Source organism: Vibrio sonorensis, assembly GCF_001854765.1.
Classification (GTDB): Bacteria; Pseudomonadota; Gammaproteobacteria; order Enterobacterales; family Vibrionaceae; genus Vibrio; species Vibrio sonorensis.
This window is the reverse complement of record NZ_LJJE01000112.1, coordinates 118,813-138,730: the sequence shown is the minus strand read 5'-3', so window position 1 is coordinate 138,730 and position 19,918 is coordinate 118,813. Positions and strand designations below refer to the sequence as shown.

At 43.2% G+C, this 19,918-nt stretch carries 15 protein-coding genes and 2 pseudogenes; 9 read left to right on the top strand and 8 right to left on the bottom strand.

Translation table 11 applies throughout. The annotated features are described in order from the left end of the window. Positions 1-208 precede the first annotated feature (208 nt). The 5 genes and pseudogenes from BLO31_RS20535 to BLO31_RS20510 all read left to right on the top strand — a co-directional run bounded on the left by BLO31_RS20535 (position 209) and on the right by BLO31_RS20510 (position 8,205). Positions 209-2,364 (top strand): annotated as a pseudogene (locus tag BLO31_RS20535) (heparinase II/III domain-containing protein). Next, positions 2,364-4,514, top strand: coding sequence for a heparinase II/III domain-containing protein (locus tag BLO31_RS20530; RefSeq protein ID WP_070971269.1), 2,151 nt, complete (start codon positions 2,364-2,366; stop codon positions 4,512-4,514). The pseudogene BLO31_RS20535 and the gene BLO31_RS20530 overlap by 1 nt, the downstream one beginning before the upstream one ends. Positions 4,515-4,803: 289 nt before the next feature. Beyond that, complete coding sequence (locus BLO31_RS20525) at positions 4,804-5,274, top strand: hypothetical protein (RefSeq protein ID WP_070971266.1); 471 nt, start codon at positions 4,804-4,806, stop codon at positions 5,272-5,274. 16 nt (positions 5,275-5,290) lie between these two features. Further along, positions 5,291-6,217, top strand: coding sequence for a tripartite tricarboxylate transporter substrate binding protein (locus BLO31_RS20520; protein ID WP_070971263.1), 927 nt, complete (start codon positions 5,291-5,293; stop codon positions 6,215-6,217). Positions 6,218-6,717: 500 nt separating this feature from the next. Beyond that, on the top strand, positions 6,718-8,205 hold the full coding sequence (locus tag BLO31_RS20510) for a tripartite tricarboxylate transporter permease (RefSeq protein WP_070971260.1): 1,488 nt from the start codon (positions 6,718-6,720) through the stop codon (positions 8,203-8,205). On the opposite strand, the gene BLO31_RS20505 is transcribed toward BLO31_RS20510, so the two are convergent. The 3 genes from BLO31_RS20505 to BLO31_RS20495 are packed head-to-tail and all read right to left on the bottom strand — an operon-like array spanning position 8,202 to position 11,167. After that, positions 8,202-9,560, bottom strand: a complete 1,359-nt coding sequence (locus BLO31_RS20505) for an MATE family efflux transporter (RefSeq protein ID WP_084659965.1) — start codon at positions 9,558-9,560, stop codon at positions 8,202-8,204. The genes BLO31_RS20510 and BLO31_RS20505 overlap by 4 nt on opposite strands. Before the next feature lie 60 nt (positions 9,561-9,620). After that, on the bottom strand, positions 9,621-10,331 hold the full coding sequence (locus tag BLO31_RS20500) for a FadR/GntR family transcriptional regulator (protein ID WP_070971257.1): 711 nt from the start codon (positions 10,329-10,331) through the stop codon (positions 9,621-9,623). 59 nt (positions 10,332-10,390) lie between these two features. Further along, positions 10,391-11,167 carry an SDR family NAD(P)-dependent oxidoreductase gene (locus BLO31_RS20495; RefSeq protein WP_070971254.1) on the bottom strand — a complete coding sequence of 259 codons (777 nt, stop codon included), beginning with the start codon at positions 11,165-11,167 and terminating at the stop codon, positions 10,391-10,393. A gap of 338 nt (positions 11,168-11,505) precedes the next feature. Between BLO31_RS20495 and BLO31_RS20490 the strand changes: the two genes are divergently transcribed. The 3 genes from BLO31_RS20490 to BLO31_RS20480 all read left to right on the top strand — a co-directional run bounded on the left by BLO31_RS20490 (position 11,506) and on the right by BLO31_RS20480 (position 14,949). Next, positions 11,506-12,219 (top strand): FadR/GntR family transcriptional regulator, encoded by a 714-nt coding sequence (locus BLO31_RS20490; RefSeq protein WP_070971251.1) that lies wholly within the window; start codon positions 11,506-11,508, stop codon positions 12,217-12,219. 142 nt (positions 12,220-12,361) lie between these two features. After that, positions 12,362-14,227 carry a DUF294 nucleotidyltransferase-like domain-containing protein gene (locus tag BLO31_RS20485; protein WP_070971239.1) on the top strand — a complete coding sequence of 622 codons (1,866 nt, stop codon included), beginning with the start codon at positions 12,362-12,364 and terminating at the stop codon, positions 14,225-14,227. Further along, positions 14,224-14,949, top strand: a complete 726-nt coding sequence (locus tag BLO31_RS20480; RefSeq protein WP_070971236.1) for a 3'-5' exonuclease — start codon at positions 14,224-14,226, stop codon at positions 14,947-14,949. Before BLO31_RS20485 ends, BLO31_RS20480 begins: the two co-directional genes overlap by 4 nt. 39 nt (positions 14,950-14,988) lie before the next feature. On the opposite strand, the gene BLO31_RS20475 is transcribed toward BLO31_RS20480, so the two are convergent. From BLO31_RS20475 to BLO31_RS20465, 3 genes are all read right to left on the bottom strand, one after another. Then, positions 14,989-15,858 carry an NAD(P)-dependent oxidoreductase gene (locus tag BLO31_RS20475; protein WP_070971234.1) on the bottom strand — a complete coding sequence of 290 codons (870 nt, stop codon included), beginning with the start codon at positions 15,856-15,858 and terminating at the stop codon, positions 14,989-14,991. 80 nt (positions 15,859-15,938) lie between these two features. Then, a complete protein-coding gene (locus BLO31_RS20470) occupies positions 15,939-16,406 on the bottom strand; it encodes a GNAT family N-acetyltransferase (protein ID WP_070971231.1) in 468 nt (155 codons plus the stop codon). A gap of 105 nt (positions 16,407-16,511) precedes the next feature. Beyond that, positions 16,512-16,937 (bottom strand): lipocalin-like domain-containing protein, encoded by a 426-nt coding sequence (locus tag BLO31_RS20465; protein WP_070971228.1) that lies wholly within the window; start codon positions 16,935-16,937, stop codon positions 16,512-16,514. Positions 16,938-17,128: 191 nt separating this feature from the next. Here BLO31_RS20465 and BLO31_RS20460 point away from each other — a divergent pair. Then, positions 17,129-18,021: pseudogene (locus BLO31_RS20460) on the top strand (homocysteine S-methyltransferase family protein). A gap of 133 nt (positions 18,022-18,154) precedes the next feature. Here BLO31_RS20460 and BLO31_RS20455 read toward each other — a convergent pair. Both BLO31_RS20455 and BLO31_RS20450 read right to left on the bottom strand, forming a co-directional pair. Then, a complete protein-coding gene (locus tag BLO31_RS20455; protein ID WP_070971225.1) occupies positions 18,155-18,931 on the bottom strand; it encodes a phosphotransferase family protein in 777 nt (258 codons plus the stop codon). Between the two features lie 278 nt (positions 18,932-19,209). Next, positions 19,210-19,581, bottom strand: a complete 372-nt coding sequence (locus BLO31_RS20450; protein ID WP_070971222.1) for a VOC family protein — start codon at positions 19,579-19,581, stop codon at positions 19,210-19,212. Positions 19,582-19,918 lie beyond the last annotated feature (337 nt).

Sequence of the window (19,918 nt, the reverse complement as noted above, 5' to 3'; positions counted from 1 at the left end):
AAATGTGTGATTTCGATCATAAAGCGTACAATTATAGCAAGCTGACAAGTTCAAGAAATCACTAACAATCGCTTATAAACAAGGTGTTAACCTGCCTCACGTGACCTATCTCATTATTTTCGTATTTAGTACTGTCAAAGTAAGCTTATTTGTATTACTTTATATTTCTAATTTGAAAATTGACGTTTGCATTAGGGGTAACAAAACGATGAATACACAGGCAATTTTGTTGTCAGATACGGAAATCGAGTTACTGCAAAAGGAAGTGGGTAAAAAAAGCTTAATGGGGCAAACCATTGAATCCAGTTGCAATGAGCTTGATAGATTTATCGAGCTCCCCCTTGAAGTACCCGGTCATGGTGAAGCCGGTGGCTATGAACACAATCGCCATAAGCAGAATTACACCTATATGAACCTCGCAGGTCGACTTTTCCTTGTAACAGGAAACCAAGTGTACGGACAATTTGTTCGTGACTTGTTGAAGCTCTACGCTGACAAATACCTCGGATTTGACTTTCACGTTCAAAAGAACACCAATCCTACTGGTCGACTCTTTCATCAAATCTTAAATGAACACTGCTGGCTCATGTTTACTAGCCTCGCATATTCCTGTGTCGCTCATACGATGACGGAAGAAGAGCAAGAACACATAAAAACACTGCTCTTTGAGCCAATGCTAAACATGTTCACTGTTAAGTATGCTCACGATTTTGATCGCATACACAACCACGGTATCTGGGCGGTCGCCGCTGTCGGAATCTGTGGTCTTGCGATTGGTAAGCGCGAATATTTAGATATGTCAGTCTATGGATTAGACAACAACAACACTGGCGGATTTTTAGCCCAGATATCCCAGTTGTTTGCTCCATCTGGCTATTATATGGAAGGCCCTTATTATCATCGCTATGCTATTCGTCCAACATGCGTGTTTGCAGAAGTGATTCATCGTCATATGCCAGAAATTGACATCTACAACTACAAAGACAAAGTGATTGGAAACACGATTCAGGCCATGCTTGCTACTGCATACCCCAACGGAGAGTTTCCCGCTCTTAATGATGCCTCTAGAACGATGAGCATTACCGATATGGGAGTACAAGTTGCTGTCAGTGTTTATTCAAAACACTATGGACTTGACGATAATATTCTTGGAATGGCAAAAATCCAAGATGCGGTTTGGATCAATGCTTGCGGCTTAGAACTGTCAAATGCGTATGAAAATGCGGTTAAGCAACGTGATATTGGTTTGCCGTTTTGGCCAAGTGTTGAGTTAAACGAAGGTCCTCAAGGGCAAAATGGCGCTCAAGGCTTTCTGCGCATGCAAGATAAAAGTGGAGATGTCAGTCAACTTGTTATGAACTATGGCCAGCACGGTATGGGGCATGGCAACTTCGATACACTTGGCATTACCTTTTTTAATCGAGGGCAGGAAGTTTTACGTGAGTACGGTTTCTGTCGTTGGGTTAACGTTGAGCCCAAATTTGGCGGCCGCTATCTCGACGAAAACAAATCTTATGCTCGCCAAACCATTGCTCACAATATCGTCACTGTCGACGAAAAGTGTCAAAATGATTTCAATGTAGAACGCGCTGATTCGGTACACGGCCTGCCGCATTTCTTTTCCGGCGACGATAGCCAACTGATTGGAATGAGCGCATTTGCACTGGACCACTACCCAGACTGCGACATGCAAAGAAGTGTCTTCATGTTAAAGCTTAGCGACTTTGATACGCCGTTAATGGTTGACCTTTATCGCATCCAAAGTGAATCAGAGCACCTGTACGATTATTCGCACCAGTATGAAGGCCAGCTTGTAAGAACAAACTTTAGCTATAGCACCTTTAGTGAATTAGAACCTCTTGGCCGTGAAAATGGCTACCAACATTTGTGGAAAGTTGCACAAGGTGCATTGGGAAACAGCGCGTTAGTGAGTTGGCTTCAGAACAACACTTATTACACATGGGTTGGAACCAGTTCAAACAAAAACGATGACATCATTTTCACCAGAACAGGCGCAAATGATCCGTCGTTCAACTTGCGAAGTGAACCGGCGTTTACACTTAGAAGCGTGGAAAGTCTAGCCTGTTTGCGTCAGTGTTAGAAACGCATGGCTACTTTAACGAAGAGTTTGAACAATCTGTTGATGCAAGAGGAAGCGTTAGTGATATCAACATTCTCTCTCACGACGCCACGGCAAGCATTATCCAAATAAAAACTCGTCAGGCGTGCGTTACGCTGATGGTTAGCAACTTGATAAATTGCAAAGAAAATACCGACCATACAATTGAGTGTCATGGTAAAACTTTCAGTTGGAAAGGATTCTATTCCCACGAAATTACTTTCTCTGAGCTGGAGACTAAATAATGAGCTATCAACCACTATTACTTAACTTTGAAGAAGCAGCAGAGCTGCGCAAAGCGATTGGCACGGATAGCCTTTTGGGCAAAGCCCTTGCACGAGACATTGCTCAGACGCAAAAATACATGACATCTGTAGGAATCGAAGTCCCAGGACACGGAGAGGCTGGGGGCTACGAGCACAACCGTCACAAGCAGAATTATATTCATATGGATTTAGCTGGGCGTCTCTACTTGATTACTGAAGAGACTGTGTATCGCGACTATATTCTCAATATGCTCACCGCGTATGCTGAAGTCTACCCAACGCTTGAAAGCAATGTCAGTCGCGATACAAATCCACCAGGTCGGTTATTTCACCAAACTCTTAACGAAAACATGTGGATGCTTTACGCGTCTTGTGCGTACAGCTGCATTTACCACACGCTAAGTGAGCAACAGAAGCGTCTGATAGAGGATGACCTGTTTAAACAGATGATCGAAATGTTCGTTGTCACTTATGCTCATGACTTTGACATTGTGCATAATCATGGTCTCTGGGCCGTTGCCGCTGTCGGAATTTGTGGCTACGCCATTAACGATCAAAATTCTGTAGACAAAGCGTTGTATGGACTAAAACTAGACAAAGTAAGCGGCGGTTTTCTCGCCCAGTTAGACCAACTGTTTTCTCCAGATGGTTATTATATGGAAGGTCCATACTATCACCGCTTCTCTCTTCGACCCATTTACCTGTTTGCAGAAGCGATACAACGTCGCCAGCCGGATCTAAACATCTATGAGTTCAATAACAGTGTTATAAAGACAACGTCATACGCGGTGTTCTCAACAGCATTCCCAGATGGCACCCTCCCCGCTTTGAATGATTCGTCTAAAACGATCAGTATCAATGACGAAGGTGTGATAATGGCCACCAGCGTTTGCTTTCAACGATACGAACAAAACGATACGCTTCTCGCGATGGCCGAACACCAGCAAGATGTATGGGTACACGCCTCTGGTAAGACTCTTTCAGACGCTGTAGCGATTGCAACAGATATCAAACCGTTTAACTGGGGTAGCCTATTCGTAACGGACGGGCCTGAAGGCGAAAAAGGCGGTGTTGGCATTCTTCGCCATCGCGACAAGCTTAACGACGATACGATGGCACTGTTGTGGTTTGGCCAACATGGCAGCGATCACCAATATCATTCCGCACTCGATCATGGTCATTATGATGGATTGCATTTGAGCGTCTTTAACCGTGGGCAGGAAGTGCTTCACGACTATGGATTTGGACGCTGGGTAAATGTAGAACCAAAGTTCGGTGGCCGCTACATTCCAGAGAACAAAACATACTGTAAGCAAACCGTCGCTCACAATACCGTAACGGTTGATCAAAAGACTCAAAACAACTTTGACACGACATTAGCGGAGTCAAAGTTTGGCAGCAAACATTTTTTTGAGACTGAAGATAAAGCACTACAGGGCATGAGTGGTCGTATTTCTGGCTACTACTCTGGTGTAGACATGCAAAGAAGTATTCTACTCGCCGACCTAGAGGAACTCGAAAAGCCATTAGTTGTTGATATTTATAGAATCGAATCGCAAGAAGAACACCAATATGACTTGCCCGTTCACTATTGTGGACAAATTATTCGCACGGATTTTGAATATGAAGTAGCCGACACTTTACGACCATTGGGCACAGACAATGGCTATCAACACCTGTGGAACGTAGCACAAGGCAAGGTTGCGACTAGCAGTTTGGTCAGTTGGCTGCAGGGTAACAGCTACTACAGCTTGGTTTCTAGCGCGGTTAAAGACAGCCAAGTTATCTTTGCACGTACAGGAGCCAATGACCCTGATTTTAACTTGCGCAGCGAACCAGCTTTGATTCTTCGTCAGTCAGGTCGAAATCATGTTTTTGCATCCGTACTTGAAACTCACGGATACTTTAATGAGTCGATAGAAGCCTCTACTGGAGCGAGAGGTCTGGTCAAGTCTGTAGCGGTTAGCGCTAACAACGAAGAAGCAACGATCATTCAAATTGAGCTTGTGACTGGAAAACAATACCATTTTGCGGTCTCTAATCGAATGGAAAGCGAACAGCACAAAGAACACAATGTTGTTTGCAGCGGTCAACGATATAGCTGGAGAGGAGCATTCGCTAAGTTCTAGCGTAATACTTGGCCATACAGATAATGAGTAAAGTCGGACTGATGTCCGGCTTTTATTTATTTGGCCACTATTTTAAATTTTTCTACTCGCTTCTCACCAATTATTAATATGATTTATATCCTTAATAATTAGTTAATCAATCTAATAAGTAAGATAGTCACTTCACCATACCACTTGCAAACTCGACGATTAGGCAGCTTTTACGACCCGTTATCTTCAATGCTTTTCCAATTCTCCGATAGATTTATTGTAATACAAATATTGTATTTTTTATCAAACTGGATAGTCCATGAGAGATCATCGCTCAATTGCCTCCGATGCAGTCAAACTCGTCAGACCGTCGATAGATCAACTGTTTACAATAACCAATCGACAGCAGCTTCACATTGTCATCATGAATCCTTGTCTAAAGCCTTGGGAAGCGTCATTCGAACAAGCAGTTCTCTATCAAACCTCGATTGGTAACCCATCGGAGTGGACGATTCCATTTGACGAATATGCGTTAGAAAAAGCAAAACAAGCATGGCGAGACAATAAGCCGAACATAGTTAAGCAAGTAATCCATCCCTCTTCTCTCTGCCAATCAGACCTGTTGTTTTATGGCTCCTTTGTTTATGGGGACATTGTGGTCGCTTGTAGTGGTGTCGAACAGTGGTTCGATATGTTAATCAGCGGATGGATTGCCGTCGCTTTCGAGCAACTTTCCATACACGAATACCAACATCAAAAAAAACAATCCCCTACACTGACACATCGATAAAACAGAAGGTAATACCATGATAAAACAAGTAAAAGCCATACTAGTTACATGCGGTATCTTGCTGTCTACCGCCGCCTCGTCTGCAGACTACCCGAGTAAAAACATTCGTCTTATTGTGCCATTTGGCGCTGGTGGAGGCACCGACGCAGTGGGTAGAACACTTGCAAATTCAGCCAAAGAAATCTTAGGACAAAATATAACGGTGATGAACCGGACTGGTGGTGCAGGTGCTGTTGGAATGAGCTTTGGTGCTGAGCAACGCCCTGACGGCTATACGTTGACTGTCGTTACACGTGAAATAGCATCTTTGCCGCAAATGGGACTGATGCAACACGATGCGAGTGATTTCAAATTGATCCGTATGGTTAACCTCGACCCAGCAGTTGTATTAGTCCACAAAGAGAGTTCGTTTAATACGATTAACGATTTAATCGAAGCCGCTAAAGAAAATCCGGCGACAATAAAATTTGCCTCAACTGCGGCGCCAAATTTTTACCTTATGGCCCTAGAGAAAGATCAGAACATCAAATTAAATGCTATCCCATACAATGGTGCATCAGAAGCTATTCCCTCAGTACTTGGAAAGCACGCTCAAGTCACCATGGTCACACCCGGTGAAGCGATAGCGCAAATTAAAGCGGGTCAACTAAAAGCATTGGGCGTTATGTCTGAAAATCGTGTCGATTACTTCCCAGAAGTACCCACCCTTAAAGAACAAGGGGTGGACGTTGTAACAGGTACATGGCGAGGCATAGGTGCTCCGAAAGACACACCGGATGAGATCATAAACATTCTCGGACAAGCTTTTGATACCGCAATGGCGACAGACGAGTTTAAAGGCTTTATGAAAATGGGAGCTATGACTATTCACAACATGGACGCAGCCGCATTTACCAAGTTTGTCGAACAAGACACCAAAGCGCTTGGCGAACTGATTCAATAGTCATTCATATGAGTGCGTCAAATGGCGCGCTTATTTTCTAGGGGTTTAATATGAAACAGCGACATCTTTTGTTCCCAACCCTAATGATCGCATTAAGCGGTATTGTCATCTACCTCACTTCCTCGTTTCCGGTCGCTAGGTTTCAACAAGACGCCAGTGTCGATGCTGCTTTTTTTCCCATAATAATTGCAGCTATACAAATCATCTTGTGTGTCTTACTTATTGCGCAAAAACAAATACCCACACAAGCCCATAAAACCAACCAACGGATAAGCACTTTCGCGGCAGTTTTATAGTCAGCTACGCGCTGCTTATCCATACGTTGGGGTATGTAATTGCTAGCTTAATCGCCTTTACAACGTATTTCCTTTGTTTACGAGTTAAGCGGTTAGGGTATTACTTGTTTGCGTGGTTCTTTGTCTTTGCCCTTAACTATCTTTTTTCAGACATTTTTTTGATTTCTTTACCACAAAGCTTCATTGAGTAATAAGGACAACACTATGTTAGACCACTTATATCAAGGGCTTTTAACCGCTTTGAGTCCAGCGGTCTTTCCTGTCCTGCTTTTTGGAGTGACTGGTGGAATCATTTTAGGCGCACTTCCCGGGCTTACCGCAACAATGGGAGTCGCGATTTTATTGCCTTTTACTTTCTCGATGGATTCCACGCCCGCTTTAGTTATGTTGATTGGTGTTTACATAGGTGGGATCTACGGAGGTTCCATCGCTGCGATACTCCTAAAAACGCCGGGGACTCCAGCTTCCGCGGCAAGCGTACTAGACGGTTACTTTCTGGCTAGCAATGGACAAGCGGCCAAAGCATTGAGCGTTTCTGCTATTTCCTCCTTCACTGGAGGGCTCCTTAGTACTATTGTCTTGATTGCAATAGCACCACAACTTGCCACCTTCGCCCTGAGATTTAACGCACCAGAATATTTTGCGTTAGCGCTATTTGGCTTAACGATTATCGCCAGTGTTTCCGGTACTAACCTTATTAAGGGCCTGCTTGCTGGTACTATAGGCCTTTTAGTTTCTACTATTGGCCTTGACCCCATCAGCAGCGTCCCTAGATTTACTTTTGGTATCATGGATTTGTATAGCGGCGTCAATATTATTCCCGTGCTTATTGGCTTGTTTGCTCTCTCTGAGGCCATAATGCAAGCAGAAGGCCTGCTAGCCGGTATTAAAGAGCGAATGAATAGGACTTCGAAGACTCAAAGCCTGACTCGTTCAGAACTCAAAGCCATACTCCCTACCGCTATTAAAAGTGGGCTAATAGGGACGACCATTGGCTCAGTTCCCGGTGCGGGAGCCGATGTATCAGCATTTGCTTGTTACAACGAAGCCAAAAGAGTGGACAAAAACCCGCAAGAGTTTGGCAACGGATCAATAAGAGGGTTAGCGGCCGCAGAAGCTGGCAATAATGGTGTGACAGGTGGTGCACTTGTACCACTGCTTACCCTTGGCGTTCCCGGAGATGCCGTGGCCGCTGTTTTGCTAGGGGCACTAACCATACAGGGCTTAACGCCGGGACCATTGCTTTTCGAGCACAACCCGCAAGTTGTCTATGGCGTCTTCAGTTCTATGCTCATCGCCAATATCGTTATGCTCATCGTTGGGTTAGTAGGCATACGATTTTTTTGTCGAATTATCGACGTGCCCAAAGTCGTGTTAATACCCATCATTGTTTTATTGTCCGTCATCGGTGCTTATGCCATTAACAACTCGATGTTTGACGTTTACGTAGCGATATTTTTTGGCATTGTTGGGTTTCTCCTCAGTCGACTTGATGTGCCTACCTCCCCTATTTTACTGGCGCTGATCTTGGGGCCGATGGCTGAAATAAACCTAAGAAAAGCTCTTCTTATGTATGACAACTCATGGTCGTTTATTTACCAAAGACCTATAGCGCTTGCCTTTTTGTTGTTAACCGTGTTTTCCGTCTACTCAACCTTAAAAATAAAACGCAAAATCAAACAATTGAGTTAGTCATACATCAAGGCGCTCGCCTTTTTCTGATTAAACTCTTGTATCGATTTACGGGCAAGGTAGCGAAAAGGCAGCGCTTTTACTATCTCTTCAAAAGGCATTACGGCAAAAGCCCAGAAAAAAGAGAGCTCAAGATAAAAAACAACGAGCATACACAGAGGCAATGAAATAACCCATTGCCCTGAAAAGTTGACCAAAAACACGGATTTTGTTTTGCCCAACGCTCGCAACACATGGCCGTGCACCGTGTTGTAGCCTCTAACAATAGGCAATAGTATGTAAAGCGGCGAGATAAGGGTCAGAGCGTGATAAGTTTCTTTATCTAAATCAGGGTAAAAATCTGGTAACACCAAACTCAAAAGCAAAAAAAACAAAGCCGTAGCGATAGAGAGCCACACTGAAATGTCGATACTGACATCGATATCCTTTTCCAATGATTTTAATTGGCCGGCTCCCAGCGCTTGACTGATGCTTATCGCTGAAGAGTGTGCCCACGCAGTGATAAACTGAGTCCCAGAGCGAATCCAAGGCATTACTAACGTAATCGCTACATAAGCATTAATGTCGAGTTGGGAGTAGAGCAACATGTAAATGGTTGCCCCAACCTGGAGAATAGTGATGTTTACCGCTACTGGAAACACTTCCTGAAAGTGTAATCTTACGCTGTTGATAAACGCGCCATTGACAATTGGTGCGTTCAATCGCCCTTCTCCTTGCTCCTTTAGGCAAGCAAATAGGTATAAAAATCGCAGGCATATCGCAATCAAACTCCCAACCGCGGCTCCTTGTACACCCATCCCTTGTAAAGTATGTGCGCCATGAATAAGCAAGTATGAACTCGCTGCATTAACAGGTAGCTCAATCAGATACCCTATAAATGGGACTTTGGTTCTTCCAAGGGCATTAAACAGAGCGATAAATACTTGAGTTAGCCCGTTTACAAGGATCAAATATTTTGCAATAGACAAGTATTGGTTGATCTCGTCAGCCAGTACCTTCTCACTTGTCAATAAACTAACCAACTGCTCTTTTGCAAATACAATTACAAGCCAACCGATACACGCCGAACACGTATTAATTACCAAGGCAGACCAAAAACCCTTCGCTAATTTGCTGCTTTGTCCAGAGCCTACGGCGCGACTAAGCACCAACTGGCTGCCGTTGGCCAGTGCCATTTGAATACCAAGTAAGAAAGCAATAATGGTGGAAGAAATCCCCAAAGCTGCCAATGAAACCTCGCCTAATGGGGATACTAAAAAAGTATCTATCATCAACATTGATTGCATCAAAAGCGCGTTCAAAGCTAGCGGCCATGCAATGGCAACATTTTTTCTTATGTAGGCGTTTTTAAACATACCGCACCAAGCACGTCGTTATCGTTGGGTAAAAAACATTGGGAAATGTTTTAAAAAGTATCAACTCTGATTCGCAAGCCGTTGGTTACTGTCATGTAATAACCGTTGTGAGGCGAGCTTTGCCTGTCTCGGATTGCCTGACATAATACCGTCGTAGATGGCTCTGTGTTCTTCAATGCAAAACCGCCCACCTTCTGCCGATTGATCAATAAATTGGCGAAAAATCGTAGTGAGAATATTGGCAAATGGAATGTAAAACTGGTTGCCAGTTGACAGAAAGATAACTTGGTGGAACAAGTGATCGTTTGTTGTCCAAGCGGGATAGTCAAATCGATTGGCTGCTTTTGTCATCGCTTGAAAAGCAATAGAGAGTTCTTTGCGCTGTTCAATAGTTGCATTTAATGCTGCCAAAGCACAAGCTTCAGGTTCAATGGCTTTTCTCAAGCCTAAGAACTGAGCGAGAAAAGGTTTTGTGTCCTCAAGATCTTGAATCCATTCTAGGAGCTGAGGATCGAGAAAGTGCCAGTGCCTACGCTGACGCACACGAGTACCGACTTTGGGTTTTGAAGTAATCAGCCCCTTAGCACTAAGCAACTTTGTTGATTCTCTTAGTGCGGTACGGCTAATACCAAACATCTGACAGAGCTCTAATTCGCTCGGTAGTTTTTCACCTTCTTGCAGATTACTAGACAAGATATCTCTTGCCAACTTTCTAGCAACCTGAACATGTATCTTTTTACCTTCGCCATCGATAACTGAAAAAGCAACCATACGTTCTCCTCGATCCGTAAGGGCCAGATAACTCAGGCCCTTACGTTTACTATCGCGTGTTAAGGCGCCATTTGGCCACCGTTAACGTCTAGGATTTGCCCAGTTACATATCCTGAACAAGCGTGAGACGCAAAGAATGCAAACGTTGGGGCTACTTCTTCAATACGCCCAAAACGTCCCATTGGTATGGTGCCTGCAATGGCCGCTCTCAGCTCGTCTGACTTTCCATCGTGAAATGCGGTGTCAATAGTACCGGGAGAGACAATATTGAATCGGATGTTATCTTTAGTGAACTCTTTAACCCAATTGCGGTGAATATCGTGCAACCACGCTTTAGAGGCAGCGTAAATACCAGCACCAACACCACCGCCCTCTCTGGCCGCGATAGAACCCGTACTTATCACGCAGGAAGTTTCTCCTGACTCTAGCGCAGAGGCTCTCAGATGCGGAATCGAGAATTTCGTGGTCATTAAGGCAGATCGAGCATTGAGATTCATCACCCGCTCGTAAAATTCATCATCTATATTCTCTAAATTTTCTCGACCACCTAAACCACCAGCATTATTGATCAGCACATCCATGCCGCCGAAGTGAGCGGTAAACTCTGCGACCAACTTTTCACACTCTGCAGTTTGCATTAAGTTGGCTTGGAAAAATGCAACCTCCCCTCCCAACGCTTCTAACTCGGCAATTGCGCTTTCGACTTCAGGACCTTTCTGATGACTGTTTAAACCCACTTTAGCGCCAAACTTGGCAAAAACTTTTGCTGTTGCCAAACCCATGCCTGCTGTCGAACCAGTGATTAGTACTCGCTTGCCTTTTAAATCATTAAACATTGAACTTTACCTCAGAAAACTTTCGAACCCATTTATCATACAATAAGAATATTTATTTTCAAACGTGCAGTAGCCAAATTTCGTCAAATTATGGATATTTGGCTGCTTTCCGCTGCCATATGTGAAGAAAGTCATATTAACCTCAAATAGATCAGGGTAATTTGTATGATGTATGCATTGTTGGAATGTATAATTAGCAAACATTGAATCAGTATTACTTTGCTAATATTTATTAATAAAGCGAGATTACGCGCATAGCTTTAGACAAGCTGGCTTGGTAGCAAGCTATAACGGTGCTATAGTTCGACTTAAATAATACATATGGCAGTCGCAATAACATGAGTAATGCATTCAGTTCTATCTCGGGTTCTAAAAGGAGCCTGCATGTACAAGTCGCTAGAGAGATCGCTCGCGGAATCTTGTCGGGAAGATTGGCTCAGGGTTCCATACTTCCTGGTGAGATGGAACTATGTGAGCAGTTTGGTGTTAGCCGTACGGCCCTGCGTGAAGCCGTTAAACTCCTTACCTCAAAAGGATTGTTAGAATCACGCCCTAAGGTCGGTACAAAAGTCGTTGATCGTGCTTTTTGGAACTTCTTAGATCCTCAACTCATAGAATGGATGGACGGTTTGGCTGATACTGATCAGTTCTGCCATCAGTTTTTGGGATTGAGAAGAGCCATAGAACCCGAAGCTTGCGCCCTTGCGGCGACACACGCTACTGCCGAACAAAGAATCGAACTGTCTGAAACCTTCCAACAAATGGTTGAAATATCTGATGCGGCGGAATTTGACCAAAACCGCTGGATGGAAGTCGATACCAAATTTCACAGCCTAATATTTAACGCGACAGGCAATGATTTCTACCTGCCGTTTGGCAACATTCTTACCACTATGTTTATAAATTTCATCTCGCATTCTTCGGAAGAAGGCAGCACCTGTATAAAAGAACACCGACAGATTTACGATGCTATTATGGCTGGTAATAGTGAAAAAGCGAGAGCTGCCTCAATCAATCACCTTCAAGATTCTAAGCACCGCTTAACGGCTTAGTACATCCCCCATTTAAACAAAGTGCTGGTGCATAAACACTTAGCGCTTTGTTTTCCAATTGTCCTACAGAAAATTACTAGACACCTATCTACCACCAGTGCATTTGTAGTATTATATAATATATTTTATATCAGGTGGCCCTATGAACGATCCATTGCTTCCCAATATTGTCCAGTTTATCAGCCAAATCGACCCCTTTGACCGGATACCTATTGACCTACTTAAGGAGCTCGCTAATCAGGTAAAGATTTCCTATTTTAGCAAAGGTGAAGAGATCTGCTTGTGTAATGAAGATAAGCAAAAATCCTTGTATATCGTGCGTACAGGAGCGATGGAGCAGCGGAAACCAGATGGTGTATTAAGGGCAAAACTAGGACCAGAAGATACGTTTGGCTACACCCTTTTAAGTAAAAATAGCCAAAATCAGGTGGGATACAAAGCGATAGCAATTGAGAATACCTTGCTCTATATACTGCCTTCTGAGGCTTTAGAAGGGCTTTTTAAGGCTTTCCCAGAATGCGCGGAGCTCTTTGCGTCACAAGCCCAAGTGCGGCTTAAGTCAGCGCTAAATGTAGTTTGGTCAAACAAAGACAAAGGCATTTTTATCAAACGAGTATCGGACGTTGCTAGCGGACGGGTGGCCGTTGTACAGTCTACGCAATCAATTCAATCCGTCGCTTACGAAATGCGATGTGTCCATCGTTCTTCTTGCGCCGTTATCTATTCCGATACTAAGTTGGTTGGGTTGATTACCGACCGTGATATGACCAAACGCGTCATTGCCAATGGAATATCCCCAGAACGACCAATTAGTGAGGTGATGACTCATTCGCCCAAAACCATTGGTCCAAACGATCTCGTACTCCACGCCGCCTCTCTCATGATGCAATTCAATGTTAGGAATTTACCCGTCATCGACAGGGGTAAAGTTGTAGGACTTCTAACCACAACCCATCTGGTTCAAAACCACCGAGTTCAAGCAATATTTCTTATCGAAAAGATAAAATACGCTACAAGTGTAAAAGCATTAGCGAGTTTTACTCATGAACGTCAGGCCATATTCGAAGCACTTGTAGAAGGAAAAGTGGCACCAGAAGTGATCGGCAAAGTAATGACCATGATTATGGACGCCTACACAAGGCGTTTAATCCAAATTGCCATTGATAAACTCGGTCAACCTCCGGTTGATTTCTCTTGGATCGTAGCGGGGTCACATGCGCGAAACGAAGTCCATATGCTGTCAGATCAAGATAGCGCAATTGTTTTTGCCGACAGTGACAGCAAAAGTAACAAAATCTATTTTAAACATCTCGCCATGATAGTGACTAATGGTTTGACATCCTGTGGTTATCCTCAATGCCCAGGCAAGTATATGGCTGCAACACCAAAGTGGTGCCAACCTGTTTCTGTATGGAAGGAGTACTACAAAAAATGGGTCGCTAACCCAGAATACGAAAAATTACTCAACATTAGCGTATTTCTTGAGATACGCTCAGTCTATGGGAATTCCGATTACGAACACACGTTAAGAGATTCGCTTCATCACCATATTAAGAATAGTCGTGAGTTTCTTGGCCGCTTGGTTAGTGACGCTGTCACGACCCAACCACCACTTGGGATTTTTAATAACTTGGTGTTGGAAAAAGATGGAGATAATAAAAAGTCACTAAACATTAAGCGGTATGCCATCAACCTTATCATCGACCTTGCCCGTATTTACGGCCTAGCTGTAGAAAGTGATAAGTCTTCAACAGACGAAAGATTCCAAAACGCATTTGAACGCGGTCTCATCAGTGAAGATGCATTCAAAAACATTATCGGCGCGTATAGGTTTATTTTGTCTTTTCGCTTCAGAAACCAGTTAGAAGCACTTAAAAATGGAGAAAAGCCAAACAATCACATCAATCCAGATCACTTTGGTAGTTTTGAGCGCAACCATTTAAAAGACGCATTTCGAATCATAGCCGATTTACAAGAAGCAGCAAAAGTAAGGTTCGCACATCGATGATTGCCCAGCTATTTAACTATGTTCATCCACTTAGTCGCATGCTTCGACGTAGAAAGCGCTATTATCGACAGCAAGCTCTACCCTCTAAAATTGGCCATTTGGTTTCCTTACCAAACATAACTCACAGCACACTAGTAAGTGAGGTCGAATATTTGGTATTAGACATTGAGACAACCGGGCTCGATCCCAATCAAGACAATATACTATCTATTGGTTGGGTGGTGGTTGCCAAAGGATGTATAGAAGTAAATTCAAGCTATCACTGCTACATAAAAGATAACGTGCAGGTAAAACCAGAGACCGCCGTCATCAATCACATAACCCCCAACATGTTAGCAAAAGGGATTTCAATTCAATCTGCAATGAACCAACTTTTTAGAGCCGCTCGTAACCGCGTATTAGTTGCTCATTGCTCGGCAATCGAATCCGCGTTCATTCTGCGTTATTTAACTAAATTTTATGGTTTATCTTCATTGCCTCTGCTTTGGCTGGACACGCTTCAAATAGAAAAGAACCTTGCAACCGCAATCAATCGACATCAAAAAATCGACGTAGAACTTACGGCTACAAGATCTCGCTACTGTTTGCCGGAATATGTGAGTCACAACGCCCTCACCGACGCGCTTTCAACAGCAGAACTTTTACTAGCACAAATTAGACGTGTGCAAGGCAATAAGCCAGTCGCCTTAGGGATGTTGTATTCATTGAGTGAAGTGAAGTAAGGTCCGGCTTTCGCCAAACCTCACTCTATTTGATTTGTGTTATTGGTAGATTTTAAACAATACAGAGGTATCCATTCTACCTAAACCCTGCTTTTGCAGTTTTTGGTACTCGTTATCCACTTGCTTGGTTAATGGTAATTCAACCCCCAAACTTTTCGCTTCGTTTAAGCAGATATCTAAGTCCTTGTGCATCCAGTCAATTGCAAACCCAAAATCAAACTTGTCTTGAGCCATAGTGACCGCACGGTTTTCCATCTGCCAAGAACCGGCAGCGCCGTGCTTTAACACATCAACCAGTTGCTCGATATCGAGGTCAGCTTGCTGGGCGAGGAGCAAACCTTCACTAAGGCCTTTTAGAATACCGGCGATACATATTTGGTTTACCATCTTAGTGCGTTGCCCTTGGCCATTTTTGCCCATCAATACCGATTGTTTTCCATAGCATTCCATAATTGGAGCCACTTTTTCATACGCTTGGCTTTCGCCACCGCACATGATGGTTAAAGCACCATTTTCCGCGCCTGCCTGACCGCCAGACACTGGTGCATCAACAAACTGGATAGATTGCTTTTCACAAGCTTGGGCTAACTCCTCTGCCAGTTCAGCTGAAGTTGTCGTGTGATCGACCAAAACGCTGCCCTCTTGCATGCTGGCAAGAACACCATCTTCTCCGTACACCACACTACGTACATCATCATCATTGCCTACACAAAGGAAAACAAAATCGCAATCTTGTGCGGCTTGCTGTGGCGTTAAAAAGTGTGCGCCCTTGAAAGTATCACACCACTTTTGTGCCTTTTGCGCTGTGCGATTATACACCCGAGTGTCATAGCCAGCTTTGCTCAGATACCCCGCCATAGGAAAACCCATCACTCCCAGCCCGATAAACGCCACTTTTGTTGAGTCCATTACTTACTCCCTGAATAGTTGTTTTTGTATTTAAGGTTAGATTTTAACGTACGAACTGGGTTTGATAGCCGTGCCTCTGACTATTTTTCCATGCGCATGTGAATAAGGACAACAGGTTCGCCTTTGTGGTTTGCTCGTTGCTCTACATCGTAAGGTTTAAAACCGAGTTTCGTATATAAAAGCATTGCACGCGTATTGTAATTGAATACAGAAAGGTGTGGTACGGCATTGTGGCCTTCACGGCACTCATTAATCATAAATTCTAATAGACGCTTACCAATCCCCTTCCCTTTGTACTCATCGGAGACGATGATGTTACCGACAAACGCACTTTCATTGGCAACCACATTGTAAAGATTGCCAAAGGCAACCACCTTATCGTTGTCTTTAACTACGGTAAGGTTCGACCTTTGCTGCGCGATTTCTGCAATCTGTTCTACGTCCCACGGGAAACGACCATTCGGGCATACAGAATATAATTCGTCTGGTGTGGTAATTAATTTAGCAATTTGACCAAAGTGATTTTCTTGAACAGCAGTAAATTCCATTTTGTAAATATAAGTCCTTGTCTTAAAAGACTATATTGTCACAATGGTTATTCAATTACATTCACTTTCCACCACTTTTTTATCGCACGGCTCTACTTCGCCAATTTAGCTAAGCTTTTTGTATACTTCTCTAACGTAACCATCTTCCTCTGCAAAACCTAACTCTTTGAGTGGATAGTCACCTTGTTGAATCAGTGTGTCCCCTTCTAAAGTCAGATCGAAAGTTATCGATTTGCCTTCGTAGTTGGGGTAGCTGCAATACACTACATTTTCGGTGTATCGATTTTCTTCCAGTTTGTAGGTGCCTCCCCCTACATCTAACGTCTTACTGGCTTGTAAACGCTCTTCATCTGTCACTTCTGCGCTAAATGGTGGTCTATCCTCTGTTTTTGAATAGAAGGAGAAGTGGCTTTCAGTAAACAGTTTGACCATTTTCCTAGTGCTGTCGAACGTTTTACTGGTGTTTCCGCTGACTGTCATTTCAGCATCAATTAGACGCCATTCTCCTAACAGCTGTTGTTTCGTGATCATTAGGACCCCTTTATCGATAAGTCGTTTCAACATGACCAACGTTAACGCAATTAGTCATTTAAAATAGAAGCAATGAGTAAACTCAACGAGTAGCTCGCAGAATGGCGAAAATCGGAAATACCTGTTGCATTCAATTTGCATCAAGTATCCTTAACTCATATAGCGTGATAGCAATTTAAGTAGTAGGCGATATGAAAAACCTGATTGTGTTGGATGGTGGAATGGGAAGAGAGCTAAAAACCATGGGCGCTCCATTCTCTCAGCCCCTTTGGAGTGCTCAAGCTTTGATAGAGTCCCCTATTCACGTTGGCCTTGCTCATGACAGGTTTATTAACGCTGGCGCAGAGATCATCATTACCAATGCTTATGCATGCGTCCCTTTTCATCTAGACTCAACGCCTTACCAAAACGATGGTGCCAAACTCGCGCGAATCGCAGCCAAAATCGCCCGCAACTCAGTGGACAAGAGTGGTAAACCCGTCAAGGTCGCTGGTGCGATACCACCAGCGTTTGGTAGCTACCGCCCCGATCTATTTAGAACAAAAGAAGCCAAACGCATATTTGCCGACCTTTATAACGCGCAAGCACCGTTTGTCGACTTATGGATTGCCGAAACAATAGCAAGTCTGGAAGAACTCTCGGTTATTCATTCCGTGTTAAAAGAAGCGAAATGCCCTTGTCACTACTCCTTCACATTAAGTGATTGTAACGAAGGTCCTTCAACTCTGCGATCGGGTGAGTCTGTTTTCCAAGCAACCCAAAGTGTTATCGATGCTGGTGGCGAAGCATTCTATTTAACTGCTCAACACCAGAAGTGATGGCAAGCGCTATTGAACAAGCTACTGCGGTGAAATCGTCTCTAAAGAGTGATATCAAGATTGGTGTATACGCCAACAACTTTACCCCTATAGAGCCAGACCACGAAGCCAACGCCAGCTTAATTGAAATAAGGGAACTAACACCCGAAGATTACCTTCACTTTGCCAAAAATTGGTTTGATTTAGGCGCTGATATCATCGGAGGATGCTGCGGCATCGGCCCCGAGCACATAGCAAGTATTAGTAAGTGGAAAATGCAGGAGTAATAATAAATAGATCGATTTAGCGGAATTAAAGTAGAGGTATATGGATAACATGTTTTGGGCAGAGATGTGCTAGGTGACATCCTCGAAACCGTCTTGTGAAAACGCGATAACTAATTGACACTAATGTTATTTGTTATAATGCACCTTCAACTGAAACCAACCATTTAGTAATGTTAGCCCTATACCAGTTTAGATACTTGCCTTTATCTGGATTGTTTCGGCTAATTAAAATGTTTACGACTTCTATGATTATCCAACACTTAGCAATAATCAGATGCTCTAGTAACTCGGTTTCGGAAAGGACTGGGTTGTACTTGATATATTGAGTAGCAATTTCCCTGTACTCTCCGATGTTGCCAAGCCCCCTAACTAAAGGTGCCAAATCAATAGCAGGGCTACCTTGACCAAAACGTTCCCAATCGAACAACACTAGATCTCCGTTTTTTCGTTTACCCCAGTTGCTGTCATTGGTGTCACCAGAAATCAGTATTTTGCATTCAAAGATACAATCGGAGAGCGACGCTATCCGTCTTATTGAGTACTCCACACCATCAGGGAGATTTAGTACTTTAAGGGCTTGGTCTGTGGCGAACGCTGTCCATTCATGCTTCTTGGCAGCAAAAGTAGGAATATATTGAGAACAATGAAGGGCTGCCAGTTGAGAAAATAAATCTGGCTCAGTTCGTAACTCCATGAGCGATAAACTATTTGGAATATGCTCTATGTACAGATGGTCTTTGTCTATTTTTAATAATTTTGGGGTGTTTATCCCCATTAAGTTTGGTGCAGCTGATTGGTAAAAGTTTATCTCCACTTCTGATGCACCTTGCTTAAGCACACAGTTAACCCCGCCTAATGTTTCTACAGATACTCTCGCAGAGCCCATCTTTGATAAATCTTGTCTACTCATAGCTCACCTGCGTTGCAACACCTTGTTAAAGCGCCAAAAGCTAGTGTGCCATAGTGGTGAGCTATGCGAAAATGGCACGCTAGTTTTGAAAGGAAAGTCGCTTTATTCTCTTTAACTTTAATGCATGTGCAAGATACATCTCAATCTGAGTATCACCGACTAACTTAATCATTGTTGACCTCCATTTATTTTTGACGCCCAATTATTGCCAGCAGCGAAAAATCAGCATTATTCGCGATTGAGTTTAGTACTTGTGCCATATTTTTTATCAAGGATAACTATTTTTCGTAAACACTGACCTCAATTAAGTTTGAATCAGGATCGAGAAAATAGACTGATTGAATTGAACCATTTGCTCCAGATTTTTGAACGGGACCTTCAATGACTTCAACACCTGATTCGCACAAATGGAGTAATATCTTATCTATCGGCCAAGTAGATATTAAACATAAATCTCCAGAGCCAACACTTGCCATGTTTCTCGGTTCTTGCCCTAAAAGCTGAAAGTTAATCTTCTGATTCCCAAATTTGACAGCTTTCCGGTTGTTTGCGAACAAATGTTCTTCCATGTTTAAAACTCGTTTGTAAAACTGAACCGAACGTTCTATGTCCGCTACCGTCAGAACAACATGATCAATATGACTAATCAAAATGCACCTCCTTGCACCCGAATTTATATTAAGCAACGCTTCAAATTTTAAAACAAAATAGCGAGAGCTGGTGTTACCATGGACAATCACTAATTTTCGTATGACATAATTAACTGAAAACCTATGTCTGTACTATGGCATTAAAGACCTTTTTGGGGCTTCTAAATTAAGGAGTGTCAACTGCAAGATTTTCGGGCTAAACTGCATCAGTTAGATTGCTAGATTTGGATGCAACACATTAGCTCAAACATAAAAAAATAATGGTCAATTAAACAGGGGAGAAATACTAAAAAAACGAGACGTCGTAAAAACTAAGACCCAAAAAACAGGACGCGTT

Excerpts from the sequence above, each read along its gene's own strand:
- BLO31_RS20530 (WP_070971269.1), top strand. The coding sequence starts at position 2,364 with ATGAGCTATCAACCACTATTACTTAACTTTGAAGAAGCAGCAGAGCTG.
- BLO31_RS20525 (WP_070971266.1), top strand. The coding sequence starts at position 4,804 with ATGAGAGATCATCGCTCAATTGCCTCCGATGCAGTCAAACTCGTCAGA.
- BLO31_RS20520 (WP_070971263.1), top strand. The coding sequence starts at position 5,291 with ATGATAAAACAAGTAAAAGCCATACTAGTTACATGCGGTATCTTGCTG.
- BLO31_RS20510 (WP_070971260.1), top strand. The coding sequence starts at position 6,718 with ATGTTAGACCACTTATATCAAGGGCTTTTAACCGCTTTGAGTCCAGCG.
- BLO31_RS20505 (WP_084659965.1), bottom strand. The coding sequence starts at position 9,560 with ATGTTTAAAAACGCCTACATAAGAAAAAATGTTGCCATTGCATGGCCG.
- BLO31_RS20500 (WP_070971257.1), bottom strand. The coding sequence starts at position 10,331 with ATGGTTGCTTTTTCAGTTATCGATGGCGAAGGTAAAAAGATACATGTT.
- BLO31_RS20495 (WP_070971254.1), bottom strand. The coding sequence starts at position 11,167 with ATGTTTAATGATTTAAAAGGCAAGCGAGTACTAATCACTGGTTCGACA.
- BLO31_RS20490 (WP_070971251.1), top strand. The coding sequence starts at position 11,506 with ATGAGTAATGCATTCAGTTCTATCTCGGGTTCTAAAAGGAGCCTGCAT.
- BLO31_RS20485 (WP_070971239.1), top strand. The coding sequence starts at position 12,362 with ATGAACGATCCATTGCTTCCCAATATTGTCCAGTTTATCAGCCAAATC.
- BLO31_RS20480 (WP_070971236.1), top strand. The coding sequence starts at position 14,224 with ATGATTGCCCAGCTATTTAACTATGTTCATCCACTTAGTCGCATGCTT.
- BLO31_RS20475 (WP_070971234.1), bottom strand. The coding sequence starts at position 15,858 with ATGGACTCAACAAAAGTGGCGTTTATCGGGCTGGGAGTGATGGGTTTT.
- BLO31_RS20470 (WP_070971231.1), bottom strand. The coding sequence starts at position 16,406 with ATGGAATTTACTGCTGTTCAAGAAAATCACTTTGGTCAAATTGCTAAA.
- BLO31_RS20465 (WP_070971228.1), bottom strand. The coding sequence starts at position 16,937 with ATGATCACGAAACAACAGCTGTTAGGAGAATGGCGTCTAATTGATGCT.
- BLO31_RS20455 (WP_070971225.1), bottom strand. The coding sequence starts at position 18,931 with ATGAGTAGACAAGATTTATCAAAGATGGGCTCTGCGAGAGTATCTGTA.